The organism is Streptomyces sp. NPDC103540, from assembly GCF_055584445.1.
This window is the reverse complement of the sequence record NZ_JBVJMA010000031.1, coordinates 26,370-39,904: the sequence shown is the minus strand read 5'-3', so window position 1 is coordinate 39,904 and position 13,535 is coordinate 26,370. Positions and strand designations below refer to the sequence as shown.

Sequence of the window (13,535 nt, the reverse complement as noted above, 5' to 3'; positions counted from 1 at the left end):
CAGCGGTCCGATGACTTCCCAAGCCTGATCGGTCAGTTCATGTCGTCGCACCACGAACGGAGTAACGACCGATCGACATTGCGGACACGACCTAGGATGCGCGCAGGGCGGGGCCGTAGCGCAGAGGTCGTCGCGCGCGGTCTCCAAAACCGCGAGGACGCCGGTTCGAATCCGGTCGGCTCCGCTCCACCTCGCTCGGCCTTCCCTCGGCTCGTCTCCCCGCCCCCTCGGCGGGCTTCAGCCCCCTTCGCGGCCGGCCGGTTCCGGCAGGGGCGGCACGGGGTCCGGTGCGGGCACGACGTCCGGTCGGTCGGGGGCCCGGCGCGCGGCGACCCAGGCCGCGAGGGGCTGGGTGTATCGGGCCGTCAGCGGGCCGAGGACGACCAGGATCAGGACGTAGGCGGTGGCGAGCGGACCGAGCTGCGGCTCGATGCCCGCGGTGACCGCGAGACCGGCGATGACGATGGAGAACTCGCCCCGGGCCACGAGGGTCCCGCCGGCCCGCCACCGTCCCTTGACGCCGATGCCGGCGCGCCGCGCCGCCCAGTAACCCGTGGCGATCTTCGTGGCGGCCGTGACGACGGCCAGCGCCAGGGCGGGCAGCAGGACCGGCGGGATGCTCGCCGGGTCGGTGTGGAGCCCGAAGAAGACGAAGAACACGGCCGCGAAGAGGTCGCGCAGCGGACTGAGCAGGGTGTGGGTGCCCTCGGCGACCTCACCGGATAGCGCGATGCCGACCAGGAAGGCCCCGACGGCGGCCGAGACCTGGAGCTGCTGGGCGATGCCGGCCACCAGCAGGGTCAGTCCGAGGACCACCAGGAGCAGCTTCTCGGGGTCGTCGCTGGAGACGAAGCGGGAGATGAGGCGGCCGTAGCGGACGGCGACGAAGAGCACCGCGCCCGCGACACCGAGCGCGATGGCCAGCGTGAGACTGCCCGCCGCCAGGCTCACCCCGGCGAGCAGCGCCGTGATGATGGGCAGGTAGACGGCCATGGCGAGGTCTTCGAGGACCAGGATGCTGAGGATGACCGGGGTCTCCCGGTTGCCGAGCCGGCCCAGGTCCCCCATGACCTTGGCGATGACGCCGGAGGAGGAGATCCAGGTGACGCCCGCCAGGACGACGGCGGCCACCGGTCCCCAGCCGAGCAGCAGGGCGGCGGCGGCCCCGGGGAGCGCGTTGAGGGTGAAGTCGACGAGCCCGGCGGGGTACTGGGTCTTGAGGTTGGAGACGAGGTCGGTGGCCGTGTACTCCAGGCCCAGCATCAGCAGCAGGAGGATGACGCCGATCTCCGCGCCGATGGCGACGAACTCCTCGCTCGCGCCGAGCGGGAGCAGGCCGCCGGTGCCGAAGGCAAGGCCGGCGAGGAGGTAGAGGGGTATCGGCGAGAACTTCAGGCGGCCCGCGACGCGGCCCAGCAGGCCCAGTCCGAGGATGATCGCCCCGAACTCGATGAGGAAGACTGCGGAATGCACTCGATCACTCCCTGTCGAGTATCGCGGCGGCGGCGTCGACGCCCTCGCGGGTGCCGATCAGGATGAGGGTGTCCCCGCCGGCGAGGCGGAAGTCCGGCGCGGGCGAGGGGCGGGCCTCGGCCCGCCGCAGCACCGCCACGACGGACACGCCGGTCTCGGTGCGCATCCTCGTCTCGCCCAGGACCCGCCCGTTCCAGTGCGAGTGCGCGGAGAGTTCGACCCTCTCGGCGACCAGGCCGAGGTCGGTGGTGTGCAGGACGTTGGGGCTGTGGTGCGCCGGCATCAGCGCGTCGATCAGCGAGGCCGTCTCCGCCCCGGTGAGGTGCAGGGAGTGGGCGCACGCGTCGGGGTCGTCCACCCGGTACAGGTTGACCGTGCGGGTTCCGTCGCGGTGCGCGATGACCGACAGGTTGCGGTGTTCGCGGGTGGTGAGGTCGTATTGGACGCCGATGCCGGGCAGCGGTGTCGTGCGCATGCGTGGAGCGGGCACGATCCATCCCCCTTCGAGTGGTGAGCGTGTCCGGCGCGGTGTCGTGCGCGCCGGCGGTGGTGGTGTGGGCGCGGCGGATCACGGCGGGCGGAAACGGCGCGGCGGGCCTCATGGTGCCATGTTTGGGATGGCCGGAATATGGGTGTCCGCACGGATGGACAGCGTCGGGACCGGGTGGTGAGGATGGGCCGGGGAACCGGGTTCCGCCGCAGGTCAGGGTGGGTTTGTCGGGGTTCCGGGACGCATCGGCGGTCGAGGGCGCGGTACGGCGGGTGTCGCGGGCGCCGCGGCGGGTGTTCAGGGTCGCTCGCGCATGCGCCGGCGCAGGCTGTCGTAGATCGGCTCGCTCTCCAGCCGGTCCGCGGTCAGGGTCGCCGCGAAGCACGCGGTCAGCAGCGGGACCAGGAGCGTGGTGGTTCCGGTCATCTCCACGACCAGTACGACGCCGGTGACGGGCGCCCGTACCACCGCCGCGAACAGGGCGGCCATGCCGACCACGGCGAACGCCCCCGGGCCGGCCGACTGGTCGGGCGGCAGCGGGAGGGTGACGGCGTGTACGAAGGTGCCCCACAGGGCTCCGAGGGCCAACAGCGGCGCGAAGAGGCCTCCGGGGGTGGCGGCGGCGTAGCTGAGCGGTCCGACCACGAACCGTACGGGGAGGTAGCCGGCCAGGACGATCACGGCGGGGCTGTCCCCGGCGACGAGTCGCTCGCTCAGCGGGTCGCCGTCCCCGGCGAACAGCGGGTCGAACACGGACAGCAGGCCCACGACGGCCCCGATGGCCGCCGCCCGGACCACGACGGGTACTCGCGCGAGCCGGTCGCAGAAGGCCAACGTCCCGACGACCAGGGCGCTGTAGGCGGTGCCCAGCAGCCCGGCGGTCGCGCCGAACACCAGGAAGACGGGCAGCAGCCACAGGGGTGGGGCCGGTACGTCGGGGACCGGGAGGACGGGCGCGTCGCCGATGACGATCCCCGCGCAGGCGACGGCCGTGGCGGTGGCGATGAGGGTGACCAGGACCAGCCGGGGCCGGAAGGAGCGCGTCACCTCCTCGCACACGAACAGCAGGCCGCCGAGCGGGGCGGTGAACGCCACGGCCAGGCCGGCGCCGCCGAGGGAGGTGTGCAGCAGTCGGACGTCCTCGGGGCCCAGGCCCGCACGGCGGGCCGCCTCGGATCCGATCGCGGAGCCCATGTGCACGGTCGGCCCCTCCCGGCCGAGGGCCAGACCGGAGCCGATGGCGACGAGCCCTCCGAGGAACTTCGCCGGCAGCAGCCAGGGCGACCGCGGTTCGCTCTCCTGCCGCCAGACGGCCTCCACGTGCTGGATCCCGCTCCCCGCCGCGAAGGGGACGCGCAGGGCGAGGGCGCACGCGACGGCCGCGCCCGTCGCCGTGACGGCGATCGGGAGCAGCCATCCGGCGGCGCCCCACCCGGCGGCGGTCTCCGAGAGGGAGACGCGCAGGGCGTCGGCGTGCTCCAGGCACCAGCGGAACGCGCCGCCGACCAGTCCGACGAGCGCGCCCGCCACCGCCGCGACGAGGTAGGCGCGGTACGGCCCCGCGCGCTGGGGGCCGCCCGCACGCTGGGGGCCGACAGGGGCACCGGGCATGCGCCGACCTCCACCGAGCCGATCCGTTCACGACGTCCGTACGCGGGACGTCCGTTCACTACGTCCGTACGCGGGACGTCCGTGCGCGACGTCCGCACGCGGGACGTCCGTCCGAGACTGGACCGTCGGCGACCCCGGACGGGGCACCGCGCCCCGTGCGGGACGAAAGGGGCCCCGACTGGGCGAACGAACGGCGGGTGTCAGCGGGTCCCGCCGGCGAACGGGCCGCCGGCGCCGAAGGCGAGGTGGGCGAAGCGTTCGCCGATGTGCCGGTGGGTGGCGGGGTCCGGGTGCAGGGCGTCGGGCAGCGGCAGCGCGGCGGCGTCCGCCTCGCCGTAGAGGTCGAGGCCGTCCAGGTGGTACAGGTGCGGGTCGTCGGCGGCGCGCTCCCCCACGATGCGGGCCAGCTCGGCGCGGATGACGGCGAGGGTCAGCTTCCCCGCGGCGGTCTCCGCGGGGTCCCCGGCGGCGACGAAGCCCATCCGGCCCTCGCTCAGGGCGTCGAGGTCCGGAAGGGTGGGGCCGGGGGTGTCCTCGTGGAGGGCGCAGTGGAGGGGCGAGACCACCAGCAGCGGCGTGGTGGGGTGGCCCTCGCGGATGGTGTCGAGGAAGCCGTGGACGGCCGGGCCGAAGGCCCGCAGCCGCATCACGTCGAGGTTGACGATGTTGATGCCGACCTTGACGCTGATCAGGTCCGCCGGGGTGTCACGGATCGTGCGCGCGGTGAAGGGGTCGAGGACAGCGCTGCCGCCGAACCCCAGGTTGACCAGCTCCACCGCGCCCAGCGCGGCCGCCACGGCCGGCCAGGTCCCGGTGGGGGTGGCGGCGTTGGAACCGTGGCTGATCGAACTGCCGTGGTGGACCCACACCCTGCGGTTCCCGATGCGGGGCGGGTCGACGGGGGCGTCGGTCCTCAGGGCGACCAGTCGGGTGGTCTCGTCGTACGGCAGCCAGATCTCGACGGCCTTCTCGTGCTCCGGGAGGCCGGTGAACCGCAGGGTCTCCACGGGCCCGGGGCGGGTGTGCGTCGCGCCCGAGGACAGGTCGATGACGAGCGCGTCGCCCTCGGGTGCGACGGCGCGGCCCGCGAGGCGGCCGTCGACGAGGAGTTCGTAGACCCCGTCCGGGCGGGGCGGCGCTCCCTGGTAGATCCGCTTGGTGGCCACCACGTCCAGTTCGACGGCGGTGGCACGGGTACGGAAGGCCAGGCGCACGCCGGCCGGCTGCGACTGCGCCATGGCCAGCTGCCCGTCCGGGATCTGTCGGCGGGCCCACGCCGGCAACCGGTGCGGGAGGAGGCCCCGTTCGGTGCGCTCCAGGTCGAGGGCACCGCGCAGCAGTTCGGCGGTGAGGGGGGTGGTGATCCATCCCGGCCGGGCGTCGGCGTCGTGCTCGGGGTGCATGTGCTCGGGTCTCTTCCGGTCGGTCGGTGGCGAGGGGGTCGGCGGGACGGCGGGACGGCGTCGGTCGGGACGGCGTCGGTCGGGAACGGGCTCAGGAGGCGGTCGGCCAGGTGCGCAGCAGCGCGTCCAGCGCGTCGAGGATCTCGGTCCAGCTCTCCTGCGAGGAGGGGGCGCTGTGGTCGAAGCCTCCGGCGGACTCCAGGGTGACGAAGCCTCCGAAGACGCTGCCCAGGAGTCGTACCGCGTGTGTCCGGTGGGGTTCGGCCAGGTGGTAGCCGCGCAGGATCGCCCGCATCATCCCGGCGTGGCGGGCGCCCGCGGAGGCGGCCGCCGTCTCGGGGTCGAGTCGGAAGCGGGCGGCGACGAAACGGCCGGGGTGTTGGAGGGCGTAGTCGCGGTAGACGTTCGCGAAGGCCGTCAGGGCGTCCTTGCCGGCCCGTCCCGCGAGGGCGGCGGCGCCCCGGTCGGCCAGTTCCTCCAGGGCCAGCAGGGCGATCCCGGTCTTGAGGTCGTGCGCGTTCCTGACGTGCGAGTACAGGCTCGCGGTCTTGACGCCGCACCGCCTGGCGAGCTCCGCCGGGGTCACCTGCTCGAAGCCGATCTCGTCGGCCAGCTCGGCTCCCGCCCGTACCAGGCGTTCCGTGGTCAGCCCCACCCGTGCCATGCCCTCCGCCTCCACTTCTCTTCGCTTCCTGACATGCACGAGTATGCATTTACCTAACTTCATTAGGCAAACGCATACGAGTGATAGGCGAAGGCCGAGTCGGAGCACGGCGCTCTCGGCTGCCCGGCGCCCCATACAGGCGGGAGTCCCGTACGGGCGAGGAATCGGCGAATTCGGGACGGCCGCCCCCGGCCGTCGCCACCATGGGCCGATGGAACCTCGGAATGCGGAACGGCGCGGATCGCGGCCGGTGGCGGTTCGGGTAGCGGTGGAGCCGGTGGAGGCGGCCATCGAGGCCGACGCGAGGGACGCGGCGGCGCGCACGGCCAAGGTGGTGGTGCGCGGACCCCTGTTCGGAGTGGCGGCGCTGCCGCCCTGGGCGGGCGCACGGTGGCGGGTGGTGGCGGCGGTGACGGACGGCTGCCCGCAGATCTCCCGCGACGGACTCAACTCCACCCTGTGGTTCCGCGCCAAGGACGCGGCGCGGGACAGGGCGGAACGGCGGGCGCTGCTGGCGGCGGTGGCCCGGCTGGAGCGCGAGCGCGTCGACGAACTCGACGTGGAGGGCACCCGGTACCGCGTCGTACGGGCCGAGGAGTACGCGGTGACGGGACCGGACGGCATCGAACAGCCCCGCCCGACCGACCCCGAGCCCCTGGTTCCCGACTGGGAGCGGGCCGCCAAGGACCCCGCGATCGACGACGGACTGCTCCTTGACCCGGACGAGCCCGTCACCCCCACCCAGGCCGTCGAGCGCCTGTCCCTGCGCGACCTGCGCTACACCGGCGACCGCTTCCCCGAGGACGTGCGCGCCGACGCGCGGCGGGCGTTGGACACCCATCCGGACGTCCTGCCGCTGCCCGCGACGTTCACGGTCGTGGAACAGCGGATCGGCAGCTGGCGCCCCGTCATCGGCCCCCACGCCACGGCGCACGCCGCACGCAGGTCACTGGACTTCGCCCTGACGTGGATGTGGCCCCGGATGCACGGGATCATCCCCTACGACGCCGACCCGCACGCGGACGCCCGCACCTGGCCCGCCGACGAGGCGGCGGCGTACGCCCGGGCCGCCGACGCCCTGCGGGTGGGGCGCGTCAACCGGCTGGTGTTCCGCGACACGGCCTACCGGATCGTCCGCACCCGCCGCCTGCTGCGCTGGGGCCCCGACGGCCCCGAGGGCCCGCGCCCGTCCGACGTCAACTCCCAGGAGCCGACCCGCATCCACCTCGGCATGGACGAGGACGGCAACGTCCTCCCCGAGACCTGACCGACCCGGCGCCCGTCAGTCGAACGGACGCCTGTACGCTCCACCGGTGCCGGTGGTCTTCGAGCCACGCCGGATCGGGCTCCGCAGGCGGGACGGCGGTGGTTCAGCGGCAACAGGCACACGACTTCGCCGGCAAACGCGTCGTCAAACGCGTCGGCAACGGAGTGAGCACCGCCCACGCCGAGCGGCCGGCGGTAGGGCGGCAGGGCGCAGGCGGCACCGTCGGCCCACAGGGGCCTCCCGGCACTGGCCCCGCGCCGGCCCGGAGGGCCCGAATGCGACGCGAGCAGACCTGAACGCGCAGTCCCCGTAGAACCGACCACCACCCCTACCGAGAGCGGAACACATGCCCGAGGACCAATCCTTCGAAGGAGCGAGCAGCGCGGCAACGGACTTCCCGCCGGTCATCAACGGACTCGACTTCCTGGAGAGCACGGTGGAGCTTCTCACCAAGAGGCCTTCCCCGTCCCCACGGGACCAGAAGTACGCCGTCGTCCATTTGGCGGCCGCGTTCGAAGTCATCCTCAAGGCCCGACTGGAGAGGGAGGAGCCCGCCCTCACGTGGATGAAGCCGGACGAGTTCAACGAGGCCAGGCACAAGATCGGCGATTTCAGGAGCGTTCAGTGGGAGGACACCCTCAAGCGGGTCCGCCAGCACTGCGCTCCGGAGACTCCGCTCATCGGCAAGGCGCAGGTCAGAGCCCTGGTCGAAATGCGCAACCGCATCGCGCACTTCGGGTTCGCCGGCACCGGCGCGGCCGTCGAAGTGGTCACCACACCCGTGCTGGACTTCCTCCTCGGATTCGTGCACGGCGATCTGCTCCCCCTCGTCCCCGAGGAACAGGCCGCGAGGGCCGAGGACATCATCGAGCGCGTACGCCCCGGCCTGGGCAGGATCAGCGCTCTGGTCGAACAGCGCCTGGCCGCGGTGGACGCGCTGGACGCCGCCCACATCATCCGGTGTCTCGTCTGTGCGGTGCGCTCCGTGCCGATCGAGGGCGGCGACGTGAACATCGTCTGTGCCGTCTGCCACACGGACTTCGGCACGCCTACCGACGCCGCCTGGATGTACGCCGGCACCAGCGAGTACGAGGTCGTCACCGACGGCGGCGCCTACCCGGTGCTCGAACACAACGGGTTCCTCTGTTTCGGTGGCGCCGTCACGAGCGTGCCCGTTGGAACGACTGCCGAGGGTGGGGAAACCTCCCTCCTGCTGTGCCTGACCTGTGGTGAAGAGTGCGTGGGCGTCTGTGGCTACTGTGGCCGCGCCGTCACCGATTTCGGCCTGGAAGAAGCCGAGATGTGTGACGACTGCGTGGAGATCAGGACGGAGAAGTTCTGAGCCGGACGCCGGCTCGGGCCGGGGCGGGCACCGCGCCTAGACTGCCGTCGTGGACGAGACGAGGGCGCACGGCGACGGCAGCGGGATACGGATACGGGTCGGCGGGGTGGCCGACGTGTCCGTCGTGCTGGACATGTTGGACTCCGCGGTGCTGTGGATGAACGAGCGCGGCAACACCGAGCAGTGGGGCACCACGCCCTACTCGCGGAAGCCGGGCGGCGTGGCGCGGGTCGAGCGGTACATGACCGAGAACAGCCCCTTCATCGCCGAACTGGACGGCACGCCGGTCGGCACGCTGGTACTGGACTCCGGGCCCAGTCCCCTGATGCCGATCGCGCCGGCCGGGGAGCCCGAGCGGTACGTGCGACTGCTCGTGTCCCACCGCCGGTACGCCGGTCTGGGCATCGGGGCCGCGCTGCTGGCCCGTGCGGCCGAGGAGGCCCGGCGGGCCGGCGTCGACCTGCTGCGGGTGGACTGCTGGGCGGGCGGCGGGGGCGAGCTCGTCGCGTTCTACGAGCGCAACGGCTTCACCCCCACCGACCGCTTCCTGTCCGACGCCTGGCCGGGACAGGTACTGGCCCGCCGGCTCGACGGCGGCCGAGCCGAGGCCCTCGGCACCGGGAGCTGAACAGCGCCGCCTCCGGGTCGCCCGACTCCCGGTAGGCGATCCGCTTCACCCGATGGCCGCCGCCTCCCGGGTCACGGGGTCCCGACCAGAGCGGTGATCAGGCGTTCGACCTGCGCCCGGGTCTCGGGGCGGGCCTCGGGAGGGCCGGTCATCAGCAGGTGGTGCAGGGTGCCGACCAGCGCCAGGGCGATCGCGTCCGCGTCGAGGCCCCGCGGGACCCGGCCGAGGGCCTGCTCCGCGCGGAGGTAGTCGCCGACCGCGTCCTGGATCGCGGTGAAGCCGGGCGCCCCGGCCTGCCAGGCCTCCCGTACGCGGTGCGCGGCGGCGGGACGGGTCACGGCGAGCCCGACGAGTCCGGGGTCGAGGCGGAGCACCGTCGAGGCGACGTCCGCGAGGTGGTCGCGCACCGCGCCGGTGCCCGCGCGGGACGGGAGGTCCGCCGCCGAGGCCGCGGTGATCGCGAACCGGTGGAGCACCAGATCGGCGACGAACTCGTCGAGACCCGCGAAGTGGGCGTGCAGCACGCCTTTGGCGCAGCCCGCCTCCTCCGTGACCGCCCGGCTGGTCAGCGCGGCGGCGCCGGCCCCGGCCACGACCCGTTCCGCCGCCGCGAACAGCCGTTCCCTCAGGTCTTCGATGACCACTCCGCGCGGTGACATCAACACCCTCCCCGAATATGCGTGTTGCCAGTATGGGCGCATGCCCATACTGTTTGGGCACTCGCCCATACTAAGGGTCGATCACCCGGGAGGTCCTCCGCATGCAGCACCGTTCCGCCGGCACCACCGACACCACCGACACCACCGACACCACCGACACCGCCGGCACCACCGAGACCGCCCACGCCACCGTTCAGGCCCGCGCCTGGAACGGCTACGAAGGGTCCCACTGGGCCGCCCACCACGACCGCTGGAACGCCGTGAACTCCGGCTTCGACCGGCCCCTGCTCGACGCCGCCGCCATCCGGCCCGCCGAACGCGTCCTCGACATCGGGTGCGGCGCCGGCGCCACCACCCGGCTCGCCGCGCGGGCGGCCGGGGCCGGGACGGGGGCGGGGGCGGGGCACGCGCTGGGCCTCGACCTCTCGGGGCCCATGGTGGAGCGGGCCCGCGCGGTCGCCGCGCGGGAGGGCGTCGCCAACGCCTCGTTCGTCCACGGCGACGCCCAGGTCCACCCGCTCCCCCGGGCCTCGTTCGACGTGGCGATCAGCCGGTTCGGCGTCATGTTCTTCGCCGACCCGGCGGCCGCGTTCGCCCACATCGCCTCCGCCCTGCGGCCGGGCGGCCGGGTCGCGTTCCTGTGCACGGCGGCTCCGCGAGAGAACCAGTGGCTGACCGCGCTCCACGAACTCGCGGACATCCTGCCGATCGGCGGCTTCGGCGCAACCGGCGGGCCGGGGATGTTCTCCCTCGCGGACGCCGACGCGGCCACCGAACTGCTGCGCGGGGCGGGGCTGCGGGACGTACGCGCCGCGCACGTGGAGGCGTACGGGATCTGGGGCCGGGACGCGGGGGACGCCGCCGACTTCCTCCTCGACTCGGGGCCCGGGCGGCACCTCCTCGACCAGGTCGATCCCGACACCCGGGCCCTCGCCCGCCGGCGCCTGACGCGGGCCTTCCGCCCGTACGAGCGCGCCGGCGCCGTCCGGCTGCGGGGTACGGGCCGGATCCTGACCGGGGTCGCCCCGGCCTGAACCGGGGCCGGACCCGGACCCGGACCGAGCCCGGCTGCCGACCGGAGCCGGTCGCGGTTCCGGTTCCGGTTCAGGACCGGAGGTGACGGATCAGGCCGCCACCCTGTACGAATTCCCTCATGACCGAAGAGACACCAGGGGCGACCGTTCGCGTGTTCATCGCCCTCGCCCCGCCCGACGACGCGAAGGAGGAACTGGAGAAGGAGCTGCGTCCCGCCTACGACGCCCACCCGCGCATGCGCTGGAACCGGATCGAGGACTGGCACATCACGCTCGCCTTCCTCGGTGAGCTCCCGGTCGAAACCGTTCCCCTGCTGAAGCCGCCCCTCGCGGCCCTCGCCGCCTCCCACCGCCCCCTGGAGCTGGCCCTGCGCGGCGGCGGCCACTTCGGGGAGCGCGTGGCGTGGACGGGCGTCGACGGCGACGTCGACGGGCTGCACCTGCTGGCCGCCGAGGTGCGCGCGCTGGTCAAGGAGTGCGGGGTCGCCCTGGAGGACCGCCCGCTGCGCCCGCACCTGACCCTGGCCCGCTCCCGACGGGAGGATCCCTTCCGGGCGGCGGACGTCGCCGACGGCCTCGCGGGGTTCACCGGCCGACGGTGGGAGACCGAGCGGCTCCACCTGGTCGGCAGCAACTTCGGCCGCGGCCCCGAGCCGATCCGCTACCGCGACATCGAGGCGTGGCCCTTCGGCAGCGGGAACGGAGCCGTCCGAGCGGAGTAGGGTCCGTTCCATACAGGAGCGAACCCACATGAAACGGATCCGATCCCACATGTACGCACCCGAGCGTCAGCACCGGATCGTGCGGCTGGCCCAGGAACGCGGCCGGGTCGACGTGCCGGCCCTGGCGGAGGAGTTCGGCGTCACGCAGGAGACCGTACGACGGGACCTGAGCGCCCTGGAACGGGCGGGACTGCTGCGGCGGGTGCACGGCGGCGCGCTGCCGGCCGGGGGCCTGCGCCTGGAGCCGGGGCTGGCCGAACGCGACTCCACCGCCGCCGCCGCCAAGGACCGCATCGCCAGGGCCGCGCTGGCCCTGCTCCCGGAACGGGGCAGCCTGCTCCTGGACGCCGGGACCACCGTCTCCCGGCTGGCCGCGCTGCTCCCCCTGGAGTCCACCCTGACGGTGGTCACCAACGCCCTGCCGGTGGCCGCCCGCCTCGCCGAGCACCCGGAGCTCGACCTGCACCTCGTCGGCGGGCGGCTGCGCCGGCGCACGCAGGCGGCCGTGGACGCCTGGGCGCTGCGGGACCTGGCGGACATCGAGCCCGACGTCGCCGTCGTCGCGACCAACGGCTTCTGCGCCCGGTCCGGGCTGACCACCCCCGACCTGGCCGAGGCCGCGGTGAAACGGGCCATGGTGACCGGCGCCCACCGGGTGGTCCTGGTCGCGGACTCCACCAAGTACGGGGTCCGGCACTTCGCCCGCTTCGCGTCCCTGGACCAGGTGGACGTGCTGGTCACCGACGCCGACCTGACCGACGAGCAGACCGGCGAGATCACCGCCCTGGGACCCGAGGTGATCCGGGCCTAGCGCTGTGACCGCATAGGTTCACCGGGTTGATCGTTGTGCTGGTTGGAAGCGATGCCACTTCCAACCAGTAGGGGAGGCGGGAGGCCGTCCCCGCCTGCTGAGCCGTGACGACGAGGACTTCGTCATCCAGACGACCACCACCCGCCCCACCGTGCTGGGCAAGCCCTTCACCCGCCGGTCGGTCCGCCGACTAGTCGATCACCTGCGCAGGAACATGACCCGGCCCGTTCTGATCGGCCGCGAGGCCCTGCGGTGCTTACTGACCCGCCGCGGGATCACCTTCCAACGGACGAAGACCTGGAAGGAATCCCCGGCCCCTGCCTTCGACGCCAAGCTGGAGCGGATCGAGTACGCAATCAACAAGCGTCCGGACCGCACGTTCGCCTTCGACGACTTCGGGCCGCTGGGCATGCGCCCCACCGCCGGCTCCTGCTGGCAGAAGCAGGGCAGCCCCGACCGACTGCCGGCCACCTACCGCCGCACCCACGGCATCACCTACTTCCACGGCTGCTACTCGGTCGGCGACGACAAGCTGTCGGGTGGAAGATCCGCAGGTGGGCGACGAAGAACAAGGTCGAGCCGTGCTTCACACCCACCTAAGCGTCCTGGGCCAACCCCATCGAAGCCCACTTCGGGCCGCTACGGCAGTTCACCCTCGCCAACTCGAACCATCCGAAGCACACCGTCCAGACCCAGGCCCTGCACACCTACCTACGCCGGCGGAACAAGAACGCCCGACACCCCGACGTCCTGGCCGCCCAACGACGCCAACGCGCACGCATCCGCAGCGAGCGAGGTGTCCGTTGGGGCGGCAGACCACTGCAAGCAGCAGCCTGACGGCCCGACATGGCAACCCTCCGTGAACAGCACTACATGTCGAAGGATTTGTAGCGGGCGTCGCCTCCGGGCCAGGCGCGGTCCATGAACGGGGCCCGGTCGAGGCCGTCGAAGCAGCGCATCAGGAAGTCGGTGAAGCTGCCACTGGTGCGGTACCACTGCGCGCACTCGCTGCCGACCACGATCTCCCAGTTGCCCGGATCCGGGTCGCTGGTCAGGAAGTAGTACTCGCTGCTGTGCTCGTCGTGGCCCCAGCGGATAAGCCCACCGGGGTCGGGGTGGAAGGGGAAGGGGTAGAGGTCCTCCCACCCTCTCCGTGCATCGCGCCAGGCCTCCAGGGACCAGAAGTCCTCGAGTTCGGCAGGGGGCATGAGACCAGTCGGCCGGTCCAGGTGGAGGTACCCGCCGAGGGTTCCCGGCCCGTACACGTCCATGAAGGCCTTGTAGTCCGCGGGCAGCGTGACACCGAGGTGCTGTTCGGAGGCCTCCCAGACCTCTCGCCGCGGCCAGCCCCACGCCTCCTCCGGCTCACCGAGCAGCGCCTGGAGGCGTTCCAATGGTGATGGCATGTCTTCCCTCATCCCTGATATGCGA

Annotated in this window: 13 protein-coding genes, 1 tRNA gene and 1 pseudogene; 8 read left to right on the top strand and 7 right to left on the bottom strand. The window is 72.9% G+C overall.

The window, feature by feature from the left end:
• The first annotated feature begins 109 nt into the window (after positions 1-109).
• Positions 110-184, top strand: a tRNA-Trp gene (locus tag ACZ6ZI_RS39380).
• A gap of 53 nt (positions 185-237) precedes the next feature.
• Here the strand turns inward: ACZ6ZI_RS39380 and ACZ6ZI_RS39375 are convergent.
• From ACZ6ZI_RS39375 to ACZ6ZI_RS39355, 5 genes are all read right to left on the bottom strand, one after another.
• On the bottom strand, positions 238-1,473 hold the full coding sequence (locus ACZ6ZI_RS39375; RefSeq protein ID WP_469529730.1) for a cation:proton antiporter: 1,236 nt from the start codon (positions 1,471-1,473) through the stop codon (positions 238-240).
• 4 nt (positions 1,474-1,477) lie between these two features.
• Complete coding sequence (locus tag ACZ6ZI_RS39370; RefSeq protein ID WP_469529727.1) at positions 1,478-1,963, bottom strand: cation:proton antiporter regulatory subunit; 486 nt, start codon at positions 1,961-1,963, stop codon at positions 1,478-1,480.
• A 297-nt stretch (positions 1,964-2,260) separates the two neighbouring features.
• Positions 2,261-3,574: a ClC family H(+)/Cl(-) exchange transporter gene (locus tag ACZ6ZI_RS39365; protein ID WP_469529725.1), complete on the bottom strand. Its 1,314-nt coding sequence runs from the start codon at positions 3,572-3,574 to the stop codon at positions 2,261-2,263.
• A gap of 200 nt (positions 3,575-3,774) precedes the next feature.
• Positions 3,775-4,977, bottom strand: a complete 1,203-nt coding sequence (locus ACZ6ZI_RS39360; protein ID WP_469529724.1) for an SGNH/GDSL hydrolase family protein — start codon at positions 4,975-4,977, stop codon at positions 3,775-3,777.
• A gap of 91 nt (positions 4,978-5,068) precedes the next feature.
• The gene (locus ACZ6ZI_RS39355) at positions 5,069-5,641 is read right to left on the bottom strand and encodes a TetR/AcrR family transcriptional regulator (protein ID WP_469529723.1); all 573 of its coding nucleotides are present in this window, start codon (positions 5,639-5,641) and stop codon (positions 5,069-5,071) included.
• 250 nt (positions 5,642-5,891) lie between these two features.
• Here ACZ6ZI_RS39355 and ACZ6ZI_RS39350 point away from each other — a divergent pair, with 250 nt between their 5' ends.
• From ACZ6ZI_RS39350 to ACZ6ZI_RS39340, 3 genes are all read left to right on the top strand, one after another.
• On the top strand, positions 5,892-6,908 hold the full coding sequence (locus tag ACZ6ZI_RS39350; RefSeq protein ID WP_469529721.1) for a DUF5954 family protein: 1,017 nt from the start codon (positions 5,892-5,894) through the stop codon (positions 6,906-6,908).
• A gap of 346 nt (positions 6,909-7,254) precedes the next feature.
• Complete coding sequence (locus tag ACZ6ZI_RS39345) at positions 7,255-8,250, top strand: hypothetical protein (RefSeq protein WP_469529719.1); 996 nt, start codon at positions 7,255-7,257, stop codon at positions 8,248-8,250.
• A gap of 133 nt (positions 8,251-8,383) precedes the next feature.
• On the top strand, positions 8,384-8,878 hold the full coding sequence (locus ACZ6ZI_RS39340) for a GNAT family N-acetyltransferase (protein WP_469529736.1): 495 nt from the start codon (positions 8,384-8,386) through the stop codon (positions 8,876-8,878).
• A gap of 71 nt (positions 8,879-8,949) precedes the next feature.
• Here the strand turns inward: ACZ6ZI_RS39340 and ACZ6ZI_RS39335 are convergent, their stop codons facing one another.
• Positions 8,950-9,537: a TetR family transcriptional regulator gene (locus ACZ6ZI_RS39335; protein WP_469529716.1), complete on the bottom strand. Its 588-nt coding sequence runs from the start codon at positions 9,535-9,537 to the stop codon at positions 8,950-8,952.
• 101 nt (positions 9,538-9,638) lie between these two features.
• Here ACZ6ZI_RS39335 and ACZ6ZI_RS39330 point away from each other — a divergent pair, with 101 nt between their 5' ends.
• The 4 genes and pseudogenes from ACZ6ZI_RS39330 to ACZ6ZI_RS39315 form a co-directional block, all read left to right on the top strand.
• A complete protein-coding gene (locus ACZ6ZI_RS39330; RefSeq protein WP_469529714.1) occupies positions 9,639-10,571 on the top strand; it encodes a class I SAM-dependent methyltransferase in 933 nt (310 codons plus the stop codon).
• Between the two features lie 119 nt (positions 10,572-10,690).
• Complete coding sequence (gene thpR / locus ACZ6ZI_RS39325; RefSeq protein ID WP_469529712.1) at positions 10,691-11,293, top strand: RNA 2',3'-cyclic phosphodiesterase; 603 nt, start codon at positions 10,691-10,693, stop codon at positions 11,291-11,293.
• 49 nt (positions 11,294-11,342) lie between these two features.
• Positions 11,343-12,104, top strand: a complete 762-nt coding sequence (locus ACZ6ZI_RS39320; protein WP_469529734.1) for a DeoR/GlpR family DNA-binding transcription regulator — start codon at positions 11,343-11,345, stop codon at positions 12,102-12,104.
• 76 nt (positions 12,105-12,180) lie between these two features.
• Positions 12,181-12,941: pseudogene (locus ACZ6ZI_RS39315) on the top strand (transposase); the annotation flags it as partial.
• Between the two features lie 32 nt (positions 12,942-12,973).
• Here ACZ6ZI_RS39315 and ACZ6ZI_RS39310 read toward each other — a convergent pair.
• Positions 12,974-13,510 carry an SMI1/KNR4 family protein gene (locus tag ACZ6ZI_RS39310; protein WP_469529710.1) on the bottom strand — a complete coding sequence of 179 codons (537 nt, stop codon included), beginning with the start codon at positions 13,508-13,510 and terminating at the stop codon, positions 12,974-12,976.
• Between the last annotated feature and the right edge of the window lie 25 nt (positions 13,511-13,535).

Bases quoted from the DNA above. Each gene is read 5' to 3' on its own strand.
- ACZ6ZI_RS39365 (WP_469529725.1), bottom strand. From the start codon at position 3,574: ATGCCCGGTGCCCCTGTCGGCCCCCAGCGTGCGGGCGGCCCCCAGCGC.
- ACZ6ZI_RS39360 (WP_469529724.1), bottom strand. From the start codon at position 4,977: ATGCACCCCGAGCACGACGCCGACGCCCGGCCGGGATGGATCACCACC.
- ACZ6ZI_RS39355 (WP_469529723.1), bottom strand. From the start codon at position 5,641: ATGGCACGGGTGGGGCTGACCACGGAACGCCTGGTACGGGCGGGAGCC.
- ACZ6ZI_RS39345 (WP_469529719.1), top strand. From the start codon at position 7,255: ATGCCCGAGGACCAATCCTTCGAAGGAGCGAGCAGCGCGGCAACGGAC.
- ACZ6ZI_RS39340 (WP_469529736.1), top strand. From the start codon at position 8,384: ATGTTGGACTCCGCGGTGCTGTGGATGAACGAGCGCGGCAACACCGAG.
- ACZ6ZI_RS39335 (WP_469529716.1), bottom strand. From the start codon at position 9,537: ATGTCACCGCGCGGAGTGGTCATCGAAGACCTGAGGGAACGGCTGTTC.
- ACZ6ZI_RS39330 (WP_469529714.1), top strand. From the start codon at position 9,639: ATGCAGCACCGTTCCGCCGGCACCACCGACACCACCGACACCACCGAC.
- thpR (WP_469529712.1), top strand. From the start codon at position 10,691: ATGACCGAAGAGACACCAGGGGCGACCGTTCGCGTGTTCATCGCCCTC.
- ACZ6ZI_RS39320 (WP_469529734.1), top strand. From the start codon at position 11,343: ATGTACGCACCCGAGCGTCAGCACCGGATCGTGCGGCTGGCCCAGGAA.
- ACZ6ZI_RS39310 (WP_469529710.1), bottom strand. From the start codon at position 13,510: ATGCCATCACCATTGGAACGCCTCCAGGCGCTGCTCGGTGAGCCGGAG.